This is a genomic window from Streptomyces sp. NPDC046876 (assembly GCF_040645035.1).
Taxonomy (GTDB): Bacteria; Actinomycetota; Actinomycetes; order Streptomycetales; family Streptomycetaceae; genus Streptomyces.
This window is the reverse complement of sequence record NZ_JBEYXK010000078.1, coordinates 1-16,433: the sequence shown is the minus strand read 5'-3', so window position 1 is coordinate 16,433 and position 16,433 is coordinate 1. Positions and strand designations below refer to the sequence as shown.

Annotated in this window: 17 protein-coding genes; 8 read left to right on the top strand and 9 right to left on the bottom strand. The window is 73.6% G+C overall.

Features of this window, described 5'->3' with window-relative positions; genetic code table 11:
- Positions 1-70: 70 nt before the first annotated feature.
- The 3 genes from ABZ924_RS29235 to ABZ924_RS29225 all read right to left on the bottom strand — a co-directional run bounded on the left by ABZ924_RS29235 (position 71) and on the right by ABZ924_RS29225 (position 2,405).
- Complete coding sequence (locus ABZ924_RS29235) at positions 71-574, bottom strand: hypothetical protein (RefSeq protein ID WP_361916119.1); 504 nt, start codon at positions 572-574, stop codon at positions 71-73.
- An 80-nt stretch (positions 575-654) separates the two neighbouring features.
- Entirely contained in the window at positions 655-1,275 is a 621-nt protein-coding gene (locus ABZ924_RS29230; protein ID WP_361916116.1) for a response regulator transcription factor, read from the bottom strand.
- The gene (locus ABZ924_RS29225) at positions 1,272-2,405 is read right to left on the bottom strand and encodes a sensor histidine kinase (RefSeq protein WP_361916162.1); all 1,134 of its coding nucleotides are present in this window, start codon (positions 2,403-2,405) and stop codon (positions 1,272-1,274) included. Before ABZ924_RS29225 ends, ABZ924_RS29230 begins: the two co-directional genes overlap by 4 nt.
- Before the next feature lie 276 nt (positions 2,406-2,681).
- On the opposite strand from ABZ924_RS29225, the gene ABZ924_RS29220 reads away from it, so the two are divergent.
- Together ABZ924_RS29220 and ABZ924_RS29215 are read left to right on the top strand one after the other, a co-directional pair.
- Positions 2,682-3,239 (top strand): heme-binding protein, encoded by a 558-nt coding sequence (locus ABZ924_RS29220; RefSeq protein ID WP_361916113.1) that lies wholly within the window; start codon positions 2,682-2,684, stop codon positions 3,237-3,239.
- Between the two features lie 85 nt (positions 3,240-3,324).
- A complete protein-coding gene (locus tag ABZ924_RS29215; RefSeq protein ID WP_361916110.1) occupies positions 3,325-4,773 on the top strand; it encodes a M1 family metallopeptidase in 1,449 nt (482 codons plus the stop codon).
- 45 nt (positions 4,774-4,818) lie between these two features.
- On the opposite strand, the gene ABZ924_RS29210 is transcribed toward ABZ924_RS29215, so the two are convergent.
- Both ABZ924_RS29210 and ABZ924_RS29205 read right to left on the bottom strand, forming a co-directional pair.
- Complete coding sequence (locus tag ABZ924_RS29210) at positions 4,819-5,349, bottom strand: GNAT family N-acetyltransferase (RefSeq protein ID WP_361916107.1); 531 nt, start codon at positions 5,347-5,349, stop codon at positions 4,819-4,821.
- Positions 5,350-5,486: 137 nt separating this feature from the next.
- The gene (locus ABZ924_RS29205; RefSeq protein WP_361916104.1) at positions 5,487-6,062 is read right to left on the bottom strand and encodes a TerD family protein; all 576 of its coding nucleotides are present in this window, start codon (positions 6,060-6,062) and stop codon (positions 5,487-5,489) included.
- A 151-nt stretch (positions 6,063-6,213) separates the two neighbouring features.
- On the opposite strand from ABZ924_RS29205, the gene arfB reads away from it, so the two are divergent.
- On the top strand, positions 6,214-6,639 hold the full coding sequence (arfB, locus tag ABZ924_RS29200; RefSeq protein ID WP_361916101.1) for an alternative ribosome rescue aminoacyl-tRNA hydrolase ArfB: 426 nt from the start codon (positions 6,214-6,216) through the stop codon (positions 6,637-6,639).
- 83 nt (positions 6,640-6,722) lie between these two features.
- Here the strand turns inward: arfB and ABZ924_RS29195 are convergent, their stop codons facing one another.
- Positions 6,723-7,292 carry a flavin reductase family protein gene (locus ABZ924_RS29195; RefSeq protein WP_361916098.1) on the bottom strand — a complete coding sequence of 190 codons (570 nt, stop codon included), beginning with the start codon at positions 7,290-7,292 and terminating at the stop codon, positions 6,723-6,725.
- A 305-nt stretch (positions 7,293-7,597) separates the two neighbouring features.
- Here ABZ924_RS29195 and cdgB point away from each other — a divergent pair, with 305 nt between their 5' ends.
- Both cdgB and ABZ924_RS29185 read left to right on the top strand, forming a co-directional pair.
- A complete protein-coding gene (cdgB, locus tag ABZ924_RS29190; protein WP_361916095.1) occupies positions 7,598-9,307 on the top strand; it encodes a diguanylate cyclase CdgB in 1,710 nt (569 codons plus the stop codon).
- 68 nt (positions 9,308-9,375) lie between these two features.
- Positions 9,376-10,416: a carbohydrate-binding protein gene (locus ABZ924_RS29185; protein ID WP_361916092.1), complete on the top strand. Its 1,041-nt coding sequence runs from the start codon at positions 9,376-9,378 to the stop codon at positions 10,414-10,416.
- Positions 10,417-10,429: 13 nt separating this feature from the next.
- On the opposite strand, the gene ABZ924_RS29180 is transcribed toward ABZ924_RS29185, so the two are convergent.
- From ABZ924_RS29180 to ABZ924_RS29170, 3 genes are all read right to left on the bottom strand, one after another.
- Complete coding sequence (locus ABZ924_RS29180; protein ID WP_361916090.1) at positions 10,430-11,347, bottom strand: 1-phosphofructokinase family hexose kinase; 918 nt, start codon at positions 11,345-11,347, stop codon at positions 10,430-10,432.
- A gap of 160 nt (positions 11,348-11,507) precedes the next feature.
- Positions 11,508-12,659 (bottom strand): N-acetylglucosamine-6-phosphate deacetylase, encoded by a 1,152-nt coding sequence (gene nagA, locus ABZ924_RS29175; RefSeq protein WP_361916087.1) that lies wholly within the window; start codon positions 12,657-12,659, stop codon positions 11,508-11,510.
- The gene (locus ABZ924_RS29170; protein WP_361916160.1) at positions 12,659-13,591 is read right to left on the bottom strand and encodes an ROK family protein; all 933 of its coding nucleotides are present in this window, start codon (positions 13,589-13,591) and stop codon (positions 12,659-12,661) included. Before ABZ924_RS29170 ends, nagA begins: the two co-directional genes overlap by 1 nt.
- A gap of 176 nt (positions 13,592-13,767) precedes the next feature.
- On the opposite strand from ABZ924_RS29170, the gene ABZ924_RS29165 reads away from it, so the two are divergent.
- The 3 genes from ABZ924_RS29165 to otsB all read left to right on the top strand — a co-directional run bounded on the left by ABZ924_RS29165 (position 13,768) and on the right by otsB (position 16,301).
- Positions 13,768-15,057, top strand: a complete 1,290-nt coding sequence (locus ABZ924_RS29165) for an extracellular solute-binding protein (RefSeq protein WP_361916084.1) — start codon at positions 13,768-13,770, stop codon at positions 15,055-15,057.
- A 58-nt stretch (positions 15,058-15,115) separates the two neighbouring features.
- Positions 15,116-15,376 (top strand): DUF3263 domain-containing protein, encoded by a 261-nt coding sequence (locus ABZ924_RS29160; protein ID WP_361916081.1) that lies wholly within the window; start codon positions 15,116-15,118, stop codon positions 15,374-15,376.
- Between the two features lie 76 nt (positions 15,377-15,452).
- The gene (gene otsB, locus ABZ924_RS29155) at positions 15,453-16,301 is read left to right on the top strand and encodes a trehalose-phosphatase (RefSeq protein ID WP_361916078.1); all 849 of its coding nucleotides are present in this window, start codon (positions 15,453-15,455) and stop codon (positions 16,299-16,301) included.
- Positions 16,302-16,433: the final 132 nt, after the last annotated feature.

The window sequence follows — 16,433 nt, the reverse complement described above, 5'->3', positions numbered from 1 at the left end:
AGCCGCACCCGTGCCGCCCCGCGGCATCGGCCCTGCAGCGCGTTCGCCCCCCCGGGGGGCCGGGGTGTCGTCAGGCAGGGACGCGGGGGAAGCGGGACTGGAGGGTCCAGATGATGGGGTTGTCGGCCAGGGATTCGTGCATGTCGATCAGGTCGGCGATCAGGTCGTGCAGGAAGTCGCGGGCCTCGCGGCGCAGCAGCTTGTGGCTGAAGGTCAGCGGTTCTTCCTCGGGCGGCATCCAGTCCGCCTCGATGTCGACCCACCCGAAGCGCCGTTCGAAGAGCATCCGGTCCGTCGATTCGGTGAAGTCGAGCTCCGCGAAGCGCCGGTCGGCGGAGCGGCTGCCGCGCGGGTCCTCGTCGAGCCGCTCGACGATGTCGCACAGGGCCCAGGCGAAGTCCAGTACGGGTACCCATCCCCAGGCTGTGGAGACTTCCCGGTCGGAGGCGGTGTCGGCGAGGTAGACGTCCCCGCAGAAGAGGTCGTGGCGCAGGGAGTGGACGTCCGCGGAGCGGTAGTCGGTCTGCGGGGGGTCCGGGAAGCGCCGGGAGAGTGAGTAGCCGATGTCGAGCACGTATCCGATGGTGTCACGGGGGAGGGCGGGGGAGGGCTCCGGGGAGCGCGGGGCTGCGGGAGCCCCGCCCCCGGCCCCCGCTACGGCAGTAGCCGTTGTTCCTTCGCCACTGCCACCGCGCCCGCCCGCGTGTCGACGCCGAGCTTGTCGTAGATGCGGCCCAGGTGGGTTTTGACGGTGGCTTCGCTGATGAACAGGGCGCGGGCGATGTCGCGGTTGCCGAGGCCGCGGGCGAGCTGGCCCAGGATGTCGAGTTCGCGGTCGGTCAGGGTGGGGCGGGTGCCGCGCATGGCGGCCATGACCCGGCTGGCGACGGGTGCGGAGAGGGTGGTGCGGCCGGCTGCGGCGGCGTGGATGGCGGCGAAGAGTTCCTCGGGCCGCTCGGCCTTGAGGAGGTAGCCGGTGGCGCCGGCTCCGATGGCGCGGGTGATGTCGGCGTCGGTGTCGTACGTGGTGAGCACCAGGACGTGGGGCGGGTTGCCGGCGGCGGTGATGCGGCGGGTGGCTTCGACGCCGTCGATGCCTTCGCCGAGCTGGAGGTCCATCAGGACGACGTCGGGCCGCAGCCGGGCCGCGAGGGCGACGGCCTCTTCGCCGCTGCCCGCCTCGCCGAGGACTTCGATGTCCGGGGCGCTGCCGAGGAGGGCCAGCAGGCCGGCGCGGACGACGGCGTGGTCGTCGCAGAGCAGGAGGGTCGTCACGGGCGGTGCTCCAGGGGGATGGCTGCGGACAGGACGGTGCCTTCGCCGGCGGTGGATTCGATGGTGAGGGTGCCGCCGAGCTGGCCGACGCGGGCCCGCATGGCGGGGAGTCCGTGTCCGCGGTCGTCGCTGCGGGGGGTGCGGGGTTCGGTGAAGCCGTGGCCGTCGTCGGCGACGTCGAGGACGACCTGGTCGCCGAGGAAGCTCAGGGTGAGGGCTGCGGTCCGGGCGTGGGCGTGTTCGCGGACGTTGGCGAGCGCGCCCTGGGCGACGCGCAGGAGGGCGGACTGGACGCGGTCGGGCAGGGGGGCCGGGGTGCCTTCGAGGTGGAAGCGGACGTCGATGTCGGGGCCGGCGTCGAGGGCGCGCAGGGCGTCGGCGAGTCCGGCGCCGCCGGCGAGCTCGGGCGGGGCGAGGTCGTGGACGAGTCGGCGGGCTTCGGCGAGGCCGCGGGCGGCGATGCCGGTGGCGGTGCGGACGTGGGCGCGGGCGGTGGCGGGGTCGCCGTCCCAGACGCGGTCGGCGGCCTGGAGCAGCATCTGCTGGCTGGAGAGGTGCTGGGCGAGGGTGTCGTGGATCTCCATGGAGAGCCGCTGGCGTTCGGCGAGGGTGCCTTCGCGGCGCTCGGTGGCGGCGAGTTCGCGCCGGGTGCGGATGAGGTCGTCGATGAGGGCGCGCTGGGCTTGGGCCTGGCGTTCCATGTGGACGAAGACGGCGGTGGCGAGTGCGGCGATGGCGGGTGGGGCGAGGAGGAGGTTGGGGTCGAAGCCGTGGGACAGCTTCAGCTGGGCGGCGACGACGAAGACCGTCAGGAGGGCGACCAGGACGATGGCCGCGCGGGGCGGCAGGGTGCGCAGGGCCGTGTAGAAGAGGGGGACGGCGCACCAGGCGAAGCTGGGGGCGAGGACGACCAGGACGACCCAGGTGGAGACGACCAGTCCGAGCCAGATCAGCCGGCGCAGGGTGGGGGCGGCGCCGAGGGCGGGGCCGAGGACGTACAGCAGGGCGAGCACGGCGCTCAGGGCGATGATCCACGGGGTTTTCGGGGAGCCGGGGTGGCGCAGCAGGAAGCGGGCCACGGATGCGCCCAGCAGCAGGAAGAACGCCGTGTGCATGACGGCGGCCAGCATGCGGGTGTCGGCCTTCCGCGACGGCGCTCGGGTCACGTGGGTCACGGCGGGCTCCCGGGTCGGTCTCTTGCTCCATCGTGCCCGGTGGCGGGCGATGGCGCCGTCCAGCCAAGCGGGGCGGCGGTCGGGCGCGCATCAGCCGATCGGACGATACGGGGGTCGACCGGTGGGGCAGCGGGTGCGAGCCGGTACGGGGACGGGCGGGCGGGGGTCGGGGGGCGAGGCTGGATGCAGCACAAGGACCCGATGACCCCGCACCCAGCAGGAGCAGCAGAGATGAAGACCCGCACCCGCGTTCTGACCGGTACCGCCCTCGCCGTCGCGCTCGGCGCCGGGACCTTCGGCGCGGTCAGCGCCAGTGCCGCGCAGCCCGAGTCGGCTCCGGCGGCCGCCGTGGCGAAGAAGGACGGCGAGGTGAACGACAAGAACTTCACGACCACCACGCACCTGACCGTGGACGCGGCGACCCGTGCGGCGCAGGCGGCGCTGGAGGCGGCCCGCAAGGAGAACCAGAAGGTGACGGTCGCGGTCGTGGACCGCAACGGCAACACCATCGTGACGCTGCGTGGAGACGGTGCGGGTCCGCAGTCGTACGAGTCGGCGCAGCGCAAGGCCTTCACGGCCGTGTCGTGGAACGCCCCGACCTCGGTGCTGGTGGGCCGGCTGGCGCAGGCCCCGAACCTGAAGGACATCCCGGGGACGCTGTTCCTGGCCGGCGGCACCCCGGTGCAGGCGGGCGGTGCGCCGGTGGCGGGCATCGGTGTGGCGGGCGCGCCGAGCGGCGACCTGGACGAGAAGTACGCCAAGGCGGGCGTCGAGGCCCTGGAGAAGTAGTCCTCCCCCGCGGTCCGGTTCGGCCTCGCCCCGCCGGGGCCGAATCGGATCGTAGTACGACAAGGCACCCCATAGGATCGGCTCCGTGGATACCCGCGCCCCTGCCCGTCCCGCCCGCCTCACCCGCCGCCGCCTCGCCGTTCCCGCGGCGGCGGCCCTGCTCGCGCTGGTCGCGGGGTGTACGGGCAGCCCCGTGCACGGGCGGCCGGGCGCGGCGGGGCTGCGTGACCCGTACTTCCCGAAGGCGGGCAACGGCGGCTACGAGGTCGACCACTACGCGCTGGACCTGGACTACGACCCGGCGGACGGGGTTTTGCACGGCACGGCCGTGATCACGGCGCGCGCGGAGCAGGGCCTGAGCTCCTTCAACCTCGATCTCGCCGGCCTGAAGGTCGAGGGGGTCAGCGTGCAGGGCGAGAAGGCCCGCTTCAACCGCACCGGCAACGAGTTGACGGTGCGTCCGGCCGAGGACCTGACGGCGGGTGAGGTGTTCCGTACGGAGGTGGACTACAGCGGCCGGCCCCGGACCCTGTCGGATCCGGACGGCTCGAAGGAGGGCTGGATCCCCTTCGAGGCCGGGGGTGCGGGCGGGGCGGTCGCGCTCGGCGAGCCGGTGGGGTCGATGGCCTGGTTCCCGGGCAACCACCATCCCAGCGACAAGGCCTCGTACGACATCACCCTCACCGTCCCGCGCGGCTTCGAGGCGGTCTCCAACGGTGAGCTGCGCTCGCGCACCGATGCCGGCGGCGGCCGTACGGAGTTCGTGTGGCACAGCCCGGAGCCGGTGGCGAGCTATCTGGTGACGGCGGCGGTGGGCAGGTTCCAGGTGTCGGACGGGCGGACCCCGGCGGGGGTGCCGTGGCACACGGCGGTGGCGCCGGGCGAGGCGGCGGAGGCCGGGCCGGCGCTGGCGCGGCTGCCGGAGATGGTGGACTGGGGCAGTGCGCGCTTCGGCCCGTACCCCTTCTCCACGGCGGGTGCGATCGTGGTTCCGGAGGGGACGCTGACGTACGCGTTGGAGACGCAGAGCCGGCCGGTGTTCTCGGGTGCGCCGACGGAGCCGGGGCTCCTGCTGCACGAGCTGGCGCACCAGTGGTTCGGTGATTCGGTCTCGCCGGAGTCCTGGAAGGACATGTGGCTCAACGAGGGCTTCGCGACGTACGCGGAGTGGTTGTGGGACGAGGAGCACGGCGGCGTGAGCGCGCAGCGCCGCTTCGAGGCGTTCCTGGCCGGTGACACCTCGGTCGACGGGGCGGCGGGCTCGGACTGGGCGGCGTTCCCGCCGGCCGAGCCGCCGTCGGCGCGGAACATCTCGGACGAGCCGGTGTACTACCGCGGTGCGATGGTGCTGCACCGGATCCGTCAGGAGGCGGGCGACGAGCGGTTCTTCGCGATGCTGCGCGGCTGGGTGGCCGACCACCGGCACGGCAACGCGAGCACGAAGGACTTCACCGCCTATGCGGAGCAGAAGACGGGACTGGACCTGAAGAAGGTGTGGGACGTGTGGCTGTACGGCAAGGACCGACCGCACTGACGTCCCCCTGGGGTCCTGCCGGCCCCTGCCCCCGGCCCCCGGGGTTCATTCGGGTCGGAGGAGCTCCTTGCGCATGACGGTGCAGTCGCGGCCGTGTTCGAGGTCCTTGGCGTGGCGCAGGAACGTGTAGCCGCGGGAGGCCCAGAAGTCCTTGGCGCCGGGGTTGTTGTCGAGTACGGCGAGGCGCAGTGCGGTGCGGCCGGCGGCGCGGAAGCGGTCCTCGACGGCGGCGGCGATGCGGCTGCCGTGCCCTGCGCGGTGGGCGGTGGCGTCGACGAGGAGCAGGCCGATCCAAGGGTCCGGGTCGCCCGAGGCGGGGTCGGGGTGGTGGGCGAGGGTGGCGGCCAGGCCGACGAGGCGGCCGGCGGAGCGGGCGAGGAACACCTCGGCGCCGTCGTGGGCGAGTTCGTCGGCGAGGGCGGCGGCGACCTGTTCGACGGTGATGCGGTGCGGGTCGGGGAAGTCGCCGCTGAGCTCGAAGAAGGCGTGGTTGGTGGCGTAGAGGGCGGCGATCTCGGTGAGGACGGGGCCGGGCAGGGCGCCGTCGTCGGCCGCGGTGAGGGGCTCGAGGATCATTCCCGCACGTTAGCCGCCGGGCGCCCGCCGGTCGGGCACGGCGAAGCCCCCTCCCCGGACGGCCGGGAGGGGGCTTTCGCTGCTGACGGGGGCGCCGCGGGTGCGGGTGCCGGTCAGGGTGGCGGCAGCGGCCGGACTCAGACGTTGACGCCGAAGTCCTGGGCGATGCCGACCAGGCCGGAGGCGTAGCCCTGGCCGACGGCGCGGAACTTCCACTCGGCGCCGCTGCGGTAGAGCTCGCCGAACACCATGGCGGTCTCGGTGGCCGCGTCCTCGGAGAGGTCGTAGCGGGCGATCTCGGCGCCGTTGGCCTGGTTCACGACGCGGATGTACGCGTTGCGGACCTGGCCGAAGTTCTGGCTGCGGGAGTCGGCGTCGTAGATGGAGACCGGGAAGACGATCTTGTCTACGTCGGGGGTGAGGGCGGCCAGGTTGACCTTGATGGACTCGTCGTCGCCGGAGCCCTCGCCGGTGCGGTTGTCACCGGTGTGGACGATGCTCTGGTCCGGGGTGGACTTGTTGTTGAAGAAGACGAAGTGGCCGTCGGAGACGACCTTGCCCATCGTGTTGACGGCGATGGCCGAGGCGTCCAGGTCGAAGTCGACACCGGTCGTCGTGCGCACGTCCCAGCCGAGGCCGACCGTGACGGCGCTGAGGCCGGGGGCCTCCTTCGTGAGCGAGACGTTGCCGCCCTTGGAGAGGCTTACTGCCATGGTGAACTGGTGTCCCTTCGTCGTGGCCTGACCGCGAGATGCGGCCACGGTACCGCTGACCTTCATAACGCGGGGAGAGGGTCGGCGGGTTCCAGCGCGGCGGCGGGAAATGCGGGTGACGCCGCGGGGCGGGGGCGGGATCATGGGGGGCATGTCCGGTCCCCATGTCATCCGCGGTGCGGTGGAGCTCCCCGAGGCGGAGCTCTCCTGGCGGTTCTCGCGTTCCTCCGGGCCGGGCGGGCAGCACGTGAACACCTCCGATTCCCGGGTGGAGCTGCTGTTCGACCTGGCCGCCACGAAGGCGCTGCCGCCGCAGTGGAAGGAGCGGGCGCTGGAGCGGCTCGCGTCGCGCCTGGTGGACGGGGTGCTGACCGTACGGGCCTCCGAGCACCGCTCGCAGCTGCGCAACCGGGAGATGGCGCTGGTCAGGATGGCGGCGCTGCTGGCGGAGGCGACCGCCCCGCCGCCGCGGCAGCGGCGCGCGACGAAGATCCCGCGGGGGATCAACGAGCGGCGGCTGCGGGAGAAGAAGGCCCGCGGCGAGACGAAGCGCGGCCGCTCGGGCCGCGACTGGTAGGCCCGGGCCGGGATCCGGCCGCGCGGCCCGCACCCGACGCCCTGCGCCCGAACGCCCTGCGCCCGAACGCCCCGCGCCCGCCGCTACGGCGCCAGGTGGCGGTAGCGGCCGCGGAAGTAGGCGAGCGGGGCGGCGTCGGCGGTGGGCACGGCCGAGGCGAGGACGCGGCCGATGACCAGGGTGTGGTCGCCGGCCGGTACGCGGCTCTCGGTGCGGCATTCCAGGGTGGCCAGGGCGCCGCCCAGCAGCGGGGCCCCGGAGGCCTCGCCGCGCACGTACGGCAGGTCGGCGAAGAGGAGCCGGTCGCTGATGCGGCCCTTCATCGAGAAGCGGCTCGCGATCTGGAGCTGGTGGTCGGCGAGGACCGAGACCGCCCACAGCGGCTGCTCGGCGAGCAGGTCGTCCATCCGGGAGCCCTCGCGCAGGCTCACCAGGACCAGCGGCGGGTCGAGGGAGACGGACATGAAGGCGGTGGCGGTCATCCCGACGTCCTCGCCGTGCGGGCCGTCGGGGGTCAGAGGGGGCTCGTGCGCGGTGATCAGGCACACGCCCGCGGCCAGGCGGGACATCGCGTCGCGGAACTCGTCGTGGCTCACCCCCTCAGGATGGACGGTGGGGGCGGTCGGCAGGGGTACGGGAATCGTCTTCGGCACGCCTGGAACGCTAGTCTCGCCCTCCCGCGGTGCACATCGGGCCCGGGTCCGAGCCGCGTCCCGGACCCTTGGCCTAGGCCCGCGGGCGTATCGTTTGCCGCCGGGAAGGCGGGGAGTCTTCCCGGCGGCCGTACCCCTTTTCCCCACACCTTTATTCATCTCATGTGACTTGAGTCACAGAGGGCAAGATTTGTTGACCCTGTGTACCTGCCGCACAGCTCACTGTGATTCAGTGGACGGGACACCGCAACGAAACGCCGATGACAAACCTGGAGTTGCTGTCGAGGTCTCGGGGAGAGCGAGCAATGGAGACCGAGTCGGAGCCGTACGTCCGTCTTGCGACCCTGCGGCAGCTGCACCGGGTGGTGGCCGAGCTCAACACGGCCAGGAGCCTGGCGGACACTCTGCAGACCGTCGTGGACGGCATCGTCACGGGCCTCGGCTACGAACTCGCCTGCGTCAACCTCGTACGCCCTGACGGCGATCTCGTCGTCGCCGCCTTCGCAGGCGACCCCGCCGCGGAAGCCCTCATCACCGGCCGCGTCGGCTCCCGCGCCTCCTGGGAGCGCCGCCTGGCCATGGGCGAGGACTGGGACGGCCTGCGCTTCATCCCGCACACCGAGGGCTGGGTCCTGCTCGAGGACGACGTGCCCCAGTGGCACACCGACGGCCCCGATCCGCGGTTCGAGGACGAGTGGCACCCCGAGGACCGGTTGTACGCCCCCATGTACGCGTCCGGCGGGGAACTCCTGGGTGTCATTTCGGTGGACAGACCGCGCAACGGGCGCCACCCCGGCGCGTGGGGGCGCGAGGCGCTCCAGATGTACGCCTTCCAGGCGGCCATTGCGATCAGCAACGCCCGGCTCCGCGCGAACATGCAGCGGGCCCTGGTCCGCCTGGAGCGCGAGCAGCAGGCGCTGCGGGCAAGCGAGGAGTCCTTCCGGCAGGCCTTCGAGTACGCGCCCAGCGGCATGGCCATCGCCGAGATGGGCGGGGACCAGCACGGCCGCCTGCTGCGCACCAACGACGCGCTGTGCCGACTGCTCGGCCGCCCGGCCTCGGTCCTGCGCCGGTACTCCTTCTCCGACCTGGTCCACCCCGAGGACATCGGCACCCTGCTGCGGACCTCCGCCGAGGGCGGGCGGGCCGAGCTGCGCCTGGGCCGCCGCGACGGGACCTACCTCTGGGTGTCGCTGCGCAACTCCGTCGTCGCGGACGCCGCCGACGGGCCGCGGTTCCTGCTCACCCACGTCGAGGACATCGAGGAGCGCAAGCGCCACGAGCTCCAGCTCGCCCACCGGGCCAGCCACGACTCGCTGACCGGCCTGCCCAACAGCGCCGAGCTGCGCGCCCGGCTCTCGGCCCGGCTGTGCCGGCTGCCGCAGGCGGTCAGGGCCGGGGCCGTGGAGGCGCTGGACGCGGCGTACGAGGGGCAGGGCGGGGCCGTGGGCGCGAGCGGGGGCGGGGCGGGCGGAGGGGGCGCGGAGCACGGTGTGCGGCCCGAGTACCGGCCCGACGGCTTCCCCGAGCCCTTCGAGCTGTCCGACGGCGCGGGGGTGGGCCCGTACGACCACCACGTGCACGCGGTGGCGCCCGCGTCCGAGGTGGATGACGGGACGAAGGGGCTCGCGGTGCTCTTCTGCGACCTCGACGGCTTCAAGTCGATCAACGACCGGTTCGGGCACCACACCGGCGACGCGGTGCTCATCGAGGTGGCCCGCCGCCTGACGACGGGGGTCCGCGACGGCGACACCGTCGCCCGGCTCGGGGGTGACGAATTCGTCGTCCTCGCCGACGGCCTCGGCGCCGCCGACGCCGCCGACCTCGCCGTACGGCTGCGCAACGCGATCGTCCCGCCGATCCGGGTCGACGGCCGCGCCGTGCGGGTGGGCGCCAGTTTCGGCATCGGCTGGGCCAGCTGCGGGATGTCGGCGGACGAGGTGCTGCGCTCGGCCGACCAGCGGATGTACATGGAGAAAAGGTCCCGTTCCAAGGCGCACCGCCGGGCGGGCTGAGGCCGTCGGCCGCCCGTGTGTGCACGTGTTCGGGGTAGGCTCCCGGGGGTCGAAAGGAGTGACCTGCGATGACGACGCCCGCGAACAACGGCCCGAACGGTGGGGCGAACAAGCCCGAGGAGGACGACCCGTTCGGCTACCTCTACGCGGACGGCCAGGCTGCCGGAGCCACACCGCCCCCGCCGGGCGGCGGTTACGCCTACCCGGGCCCCACGGTCGGCGGGCAGCCAGGTGCGCAGCGCGGTGTCCCCCGCACCTCGTACAACCAGGTGCGCACGGTCGGCGAGCGGACGTACGGCGGCCAGCGCGGCGCCGTGCCCCCGCAGGCGCAGCCGGGCTACCAGGCGCAGTACCAGGCCCCCGAAGCGCTCCAGGCGGGCGGCTACGGCGTTCCGCAGCAGCAGCCGCACCCCACCGCGACCATGCAGGCGCCCGGGAGCGCCGGGGGCGGCCGCAGCGCCGGGCGCGCCGGCTCCGGGTCCGGCTCCAGCCGGCGCGGCATGCTGATCGCGGCGGTCGCGGTGCTCGGCGCGGTCGTGATCGGCATCGGTGCGGCCCTGGCCTTCGGTGACAAGGACGCGGACAAGAAGAACGCCGACAAGGGCGGCCAGACGCAGAACCAGTCCGCGCAGCCGCAGAACTCCCCCTCGGCGGACGCCCCGAGCCCCTCGGCCTCGGCGGACGCCCCGCTGCCGAAGGCGGACGCCTCGGGCGCGGGCATGGCCCTGACCGGCGGTGCGATGCTGCAGAACACGGTGCCGGGCGCGAAGAGCGCCGGCGGCCAGTACGTGGGCGGCCTGAACGCCCCGGGTGCGGCGGCGACGTGGACCGTGGACGTGGCCAAGGCGGGCCAGTACAAGCTGAAGGTGGTCTACGGCGTGCCGGGCAAGGACGCCAGCATGACGCTGACCGTCAACGGCGAGAAGCAGGACCGGCCCATCAACATGAAGAACTTCAGCAACGCCAAGCCGGGCGAGTGGGACAAGGGCTGGACCTACACCTGGTCGATCGTGCAGCTCAAGCAGGGCACGAACACGGTCAAGATGTCGTGCGAGGCCGGCAACCAGTGCGAGGTCAACCTCGACCAGCTGTGGCTGGAGCGGGGCTGACCTCGCCGGTCCGCTAGCGCTGCGTCACCTCCACCGACCCCCGTACCCGTTCGTAGGTGCGGGGGTCGAACTCTCCCGCCGCCGGGGCGCAGACCGTGGCCGCGGACAGGGCGACCGCCCTGGCCAGGCGGTCCGGCCAGTTCAGGCCCTCGACCAGGCCCGACAGCAGGCCCGCGACGGCGGAGTCGCCCGCGCCGGTCGGGTTGCCCGCCAGGGCCTCGGGCGGGGCGGCCTGCCAGGCGCCCTCGGCGGTGGCCGCGAGCATCCCCTGCGCCCCGAGGGAGGCGACGACGGCGTGCGCGCCGCGGCGGCGGGCGTCGCGGGTGGCCTGGAGCGGTTCGCGCGAGCCGGTCAGCTCGGCGAGCTCGGAGGCGTTCGGCTTGACCAGTTCGGGGCGGGCGGCGATCCCGCGGCGCAGGGCCTCGCCGCTGCTGTCGAGGAGCACGGGGGCACCGGCCGCGCGGGCGGTGCGCACCAGGACGGCGTACGCGCCGACGGGCACGCCCGGCGGCAGGCTGCCGCACAGGGCGACCGCGTCGGCTCCGGCGGCGAGGTCCTGGTAGCGGTCGAGGAACTCCGCCCACTCACCGGAACCGATCAGCGGGCCCGGCTCGTTGAACTGGGTGGTGTCGCCGGAGGTCTCGTCGACGACGGCCAGGGTGCGGCGCGTGGGGCCCGCGCAGGGGACCAGGGCGTCGGTCACACCGGGGGAGTCGGCGAGCAGTTCGCGTACGGCTGCGCCGGTGCGGCCGCCCGCGAAGCCGGTCGCGGTGACGGGGTGGCCGAGCGCGGCCAGGACGCGGGCGACGTTCAGCCCCTTGCCGCCGGGCCGCTCGGTCACGGTGGCGGCCCGGTGCGAGGTGTGCGGAATCAGCCGCGGTACGCGGTGGGTGACGTCGAGTGCGGTGTTGAGCGTCACGGTCAGGATCATGGCAAGCCCCGGTCTCGGTGTGTGCCGGGATCATGTCAAAGACCACCGGGGGCGGCCCAGCCCCGGGGGCCGGGCCGCCTCCGCACGTGCTGCCGGGGTACGGCCGATCGGCCGCGCGGACCGGCGTACGGGCTTGCCGCACCCGGGGCCTGATGTCCGCTCAGCCCTGCGGCCTGATGATCCATTCGCCGCGCCGCATGACGCCCTTGAGGTCGAACTCGCCGTCCAGCACGACCAGGTCCGCGTACTTGCCGGGCTCCAGCGAGCCGACCTCGTCGTACAGGCCGAGGAGTTTGGCCGGATTGGCGGAGATCGCCTGGACCACGGACTCCACGGGCAGCCGGTCCAGGGTCACCGACCGCTTGAACGCGGTGTCCAGGGTCAGCGTGGAGCCGGCGATGGAGCCGCCCTCGACGAGGCGGGCCACACCCTGCTTCACCTCGACCTCCAGCGGCCCGAGGTGGTAGGTCCCGTCGCCGAAGCCGGCGGCGTCCATCGCGTCGGTGATGAGGGCGACGCGGTGGGCGCCGGCATGGTGGAAGGCCAGTTCCAGCATGGCCGGGTGCAGGTGGGTACCGTCGTTGATCAGCTCGACGGTGACCCGCTCGTCCTCCAGCAGCGCGGCGATCGGCCCCGGGGCTCGGTGCTCCATGCCCGGCATGGCGTTGTACAGGTGGGTGGCCACCGTCGCGCCCGCGTCGATGGCCTGGCGGGTCTGGTCGTACGTGGAGTCGGTGTGCCCGATCGCGGCGATCACCCCGTGCTCGGCGAGCAGCCGTACGGAGTCCAGGCCGCCCGGCAGCTCGGTGGCGAGGGTGACCATGCGGGCGGCGCCGTGCGCGGCGTCGACGAGTTTGCGCACCTCGGCCGGGTCGGGGTCGCGCAGCAGCTCCTCCTTGTGCGCGCCCTTGCGGCAGGGGTTGATGAACGGGCCCTCGAAGTGGATGCCGGCGATCTCGCCCTGCTGGGTGAGCTCGGCGAGCAGGCCGGCGCGGCGGGCGAGTTCGTCGAGGTCGCCGGTGACGGTGGAGGCGACGAGGGTGGTGGTGCCGTGCTCGCGGTGGGTCCGCACGCCCCGCAGGACCTCCTCGGGGGTGCCGGAGGTGAAGGAGGCGCCGCCTCCGCCGTGGTTGTGCATGTCGACGAAGCCGGGGACCAGCCAGTGCCCGGACAGGTCGACCACGGCTGTGTCCTCGCGGGCGGCGCCGGCGATGCGGTCGCCCTCGACGATGACGCGGCCGCCCGCCACGATGCCGGTGGGCAGGACCACCCTGGCGCCGGAGAGAACGGTGCTGTGTGCGCTTCCGGCCATCAGGCAGGTACCTCCGTGGCGAGTAGGTCCCAGGCGAGCAGCCCTGCGCCCAGGCATCCGGCGGTGTCCCCGAGGGCCGCCGGGACGATGTGGGGCAGCCGCTGGAACGTCACGCGCTCCTCGACGGCCGCCCGCAGCGGGGTGAAGAGGGTCTCCCCGGCCTCGGCGAGCCCGCCGCCGATGATCAGGGTGCGGGGGTCGAGCAGGGTGAGGGCGGTGACCAGGCCGTCCGCGAGGGCGCCGACGGCGGTGTCCCACACCTGCCGGGCCCGCTCGTCGCCCGAGGCGACGGCCTCGGCGCAGTCCGCGGCGTCGGCGGCCGGGTCGCCCGAGGCGGCCGCCCAGGCGCGGCTGACGGCGGAGGCGGAGGCGAGGGTCTCCAGGCAGCCGCGCTGGCCGCAGCCGCAGGCGGGTCCGCCGGGGCGGACCACGATGTGGCCGATCTCGCCCGCGTACCCGTGGGCGCCGGCCTCGATGCGGCCGGCGATGCCGATGGCGCCGGCGATGCCGGTGCCGAGCGGGACGAACAGGAAGCGGTCGGCGCCGCGGCCGGCCCCGATGCGGCCCTCGGCGAGTCCGCCCGTGCGCACGTCGTGGCCCAGGGCCACGGGCAGGGAGCCGAGGCGGCTGCTGACCAGCGCGCGCAGCGGTACATCGCGCCAGCCGAGGTTCGCCGCGTAGACGGCGATGCCGCCCTCGGCGTCGACGATGCCGGGGACGGCCACGCCGGCCGCGCGGGCGGGCGCGGCGAAGCGGTCGCGGCCGAGCGCGTACAGCTCGGCGGCGAAGTCCAGGATCGTCCCGACGACGGCGTCGGGGCCCCGGTCGCGGCCGGTGGCGCGGCGCGCTTCGTGGAGCAGGGTGCCGTCGTCGGCGATGAGGGCGGCCTTGATCCCGGTGCCGCCCACATCGAGGGCGATGACGTGTTTCACGGGTTTCACAGGTGACAGTCTCGCGTGTTCGCCGGGGAAAGGTCTAGTCCATTGGTGGGGATTGTTGAGCCGCCATACAAATTCGGTGGCGTGGAGGGATCCGGATGTGGAAGAGCCGCCAAAGTGGTGTAGACCTTACGTGGATCGTACGTACAACCTGGGGTGGATCGAGAACTGTGAAGGGCCGTTACCTGAGCCTGGCCGCCATCGGCGCCGCACTCTGCACGACCGCGGCGACACTGACCGGCTGCGCGGGCGTCACCGGGGACAACGAGGTGACCCTGCGGGTCGTGGCGGCCGACTACGGGGACAATCCGAAGAACTCCTCGACCGGCTGGTGGAAGGACCTCGCCGCCGGCTTCGAGAAGACCCACCCCGGCACCAAGGTCGAGGTCAGCGTCTACAACTGGTCCGAGGTCGACGCCAAGGTCGCCGCCATGGTCAAGGCCGGCAAGGCCCCCGACATCGCACAGATCGGCGCCTACGCCGACTACGCGGCCGCCGGCAAGCTCTACACCGCGGACGAGATCCTCTCCGTCAAGACCGAGGCCGACTTCCTCCCGGCGCTCGCCGACGCCGGCAAGATCCGCCGCGTCCAGTACGGCATGCCCTTCGTGGCCAGCACCCGCCTGCTCTTCTACAACGAGAAGCTGCTCGGCGACGCCGGGGTCATCCCCAAGGACTCCAAGGCCGGCTGGCAGCCCAAGAGCTGGGCCGACCTCGAGGCCGCCGCCAAGAAGCTCAAGGCCGCGGGCGTGGCGACCCCCTTCGCGCTGCCGCTCGGCCGCGAGGAGGCCCAGGCCGAGACGATGATGTGGATGCTCGCGGGCGGCGGTGGCTACACCGACAACGAGGAGGCGTACGCGATCGACTCCGCCGAGAACGTCAAGACCTTCGAGTTCCTGCGCGACAAGCTGGTCGGCCAGGGGCTGACCGGGCCGAACGAGCCGGCCAAGACCGACCGGCAGGCCGCCTTCGACGCCTTCACGCGCGGCGAGGTCGGCATGCTCAACGGGCACCCGACCCTGATCAAGCAGGCCGCCGAGAAGGGCGTGAAGGTCGGCATGGTGCCCCTGCCGACGGCCGACGGCACCGACCACCCCACGATGGGCGTCGCCGACTGGATCATGGCGTTCAAGAACGGCCGCCGCGCGCAGTCCGGCAAGTTCCTCGACTACCTCTACGAGACGAAGAACGTGACCGCCTTCACCGGCAAGTACGACCTGCTGCCGGTCACCACCAGCGGCTACCGGGCGGTGGAGTCCGCCGGCGGCTCGGCGGCCCAGCTGAAGACCTTCCTCCAGGCCCTGCCGAACGCCCGGCTGTACCCCGTCGGCAAGAAGTCCTGGGCCGGCGTCAGCGAGGACGTCAAGCAGAACATCGGCAGGGCCGTGCAGCCCGGCGCACAGCCCGCGAAGGTCCTGGAGGGCATCGCGACGGCGGCCCGCACGGCTGACGGACGCTGACGGACGCTGACGGATCGGGGTCGCCGGGGGTGTCGGTGACCGGCGTTAATCTGGCGGTATGACGGACGCCGGGCAGCAGGACGAGCAGGGGGGCGGGCGGCTGACCGCCGCCGAGGCCGCCGTGCTCGCCTACGAGGGGCGCACCTGGCCCGGCCCCGGCGCCAAGGAGCGCGCGATACGCGAGGGGCTCGGGATGACCCCGGTCCGCTACTACCAGCTGCTCAACGCCCTCATGGACGACCCGCGGGCCCTCGCCCACGCCCCCGGCACCGTCAATCGGCTGCGCCGACTCCGCGAGGCGCAGCGGGCCCGGCGCTGACCTGCCGGGCGCGGGGGGCCGGGCCGTGCGCCGTGCGCCGTAGCCGTGGCACCGCTGGGCCGTTAGGGTCATCGGTATGGGGAGCCATCCGCACGACCTGCCGATGCCCGTCACCGCCGCCGGCCGCGAGGGACTCGCAGCCCTGCTCCGCGCACCGCGGCGCGCCGTCGTCGCCCTCGACTTCGACGGCACCCTCGCCGAGATCGTGCCGGACCCCGACCAGGCCCGCGCCCATCCGGCCGCCGTCCCGGCGCTCGCCGCCCTCGCGCCGCACGTCGCCTCCGTCGCCGTGATCACCGGCCGGCCGGCGGGCGTCGCCGTACGGCTCGGGGGCTTCGCCGGGGTGGCGGGGCTGGAGCACCTCGTCGTCCTCGGCCACTACGGGGCCGAGCGGTGGGACGCCGTCACCGGGATCGTGCACGCGCCCGCCGAGCACCCGGGGGTGGCGGCGGTGCGGGCCGAGCTGCCGGGGTTCCTGGACTCCATCGGGGCCTGGCAGGGCACCTGGATCGAGGAGAAGGGCCGGGCCCTGGCCGTCCACACCCGGCGGGCCGCGGACCCGGCCGCCGCCTTCGCCACGCTGCGCGAGCCGCTGGCCGAGCTGGCCGCCCGGCACGGGCTGATCGTGGAGCCGGGGCGGGCGGTGCTGGAGCTGAGGCCTCCGGGCATGGACAAGGGCGTGGCCCTGACGGAATACCTCGCGGAGGTGGACGCCGAGGCGGTCGTTTACGCGGGTGACGACCTGGGCGACCTCGCGGCGTATGCAGCCGTGGAGAAGCGGCGGGCGGAGGGCCTGCCGGGGCTGCTGCTGTGCAGTGGCTCGGAGGAGGTCCAGGAGCTCGCCGCCCGGGCCGACCTGGTCCTCCCGGGCCCGGCCGCCATCTCGTCCTACCTGACCCGCCTGGCCGCCCACCTCCCGTCCTGACCGTCTCCCGCTGCGCGGAGCCGTTCCCCTACCCGCCCCTTCTCCCCCAGCTACCGCTGGGAGGTGCCCCCAGAAACCGGGCTCCGCCCGGACCCTCCCCCAGCCTCAAACGCCGGCGGGGCTGATTTCAGC

Bases quoted from the DNA above. Each gene is read 5' to 3' on its own strand.
- ABZ924_RS29220 (WP_361916113.1), top strand. From the start codon at position 2,682: ATGAAGACCCGCACCCGCGTTCTGACCGGTACCGCCCTCGCCGTCGCG.
- arfB (WP_361916101.1), top strand. From the start codon at position 6,214: ATGTCCGGTCCCCATGTCATCCGCGGTGCGGTGGAGCTCCCCGAGGCG.
- ABZ924_RS29210 (WP_361916107.1), bottom strand. From the start codon at position 5,349: ATGATCCTCGAGCCCCTCACCGCGGCCGACGACGGCGCCCTGCCCGGC.
- ABZ924_RS29180 (WP_361916090.1), bottom strand. From the start codon at position 11,347: ATGATCCTGACCGTGACGCTCAACACCGCACTCGACGTCACCCACCGC.
- ABZ924_RS29185 (WP_361916092.1), top strand. From the start codon at position 9,376: ATGACGACGCCCGCGAACAACGGCCCGAACGGTGGGGCGAACAAGCCC.
- ABZ924_RS29225 (WP_361916162.1), bottom strand. From the start codon at position 2,405: ATGCTGGCCGCCGTCATGCACACGGCGTTCTTCCTGCTGCTGGGCGCA.
- nagA (WP_361916087.1), bottom strand. From the start codon at position 12,659: ATGGCCGGAAGCGCACACAGCACCGTTCTCTCCGGCGCCAGGGTGGTC.
- ABZ924_RS29160 (WP_361916081.1), top strand. From the start codon at position 15,116: ATGACGGACGCCGGGCAGCAGGACGAGCAGGGGGGCGGGCGGCTGACC.
- otsB (WP_361916078.1), top strand. From the start codon at position 15,453: ATGGGGAGCCATCCGCACGACCTGCCGATGCCCGTCACCGCCGCCGGC.
- ABZ924_RS29205 (WP_361916104.1), bottom strand. From the start codon at position 6,062: ATGGCAGTAAGCCTCTCCAAGGGCGGCAACGTCTCGCTCACGAAGGAG.
- cdgB (WP_361916095.1), top strand. From the start codon at position 7,598: ATGGAGACCGAGTCGGAGCCGTACGTCCGTCTTGCGACCCTGCGGCAG.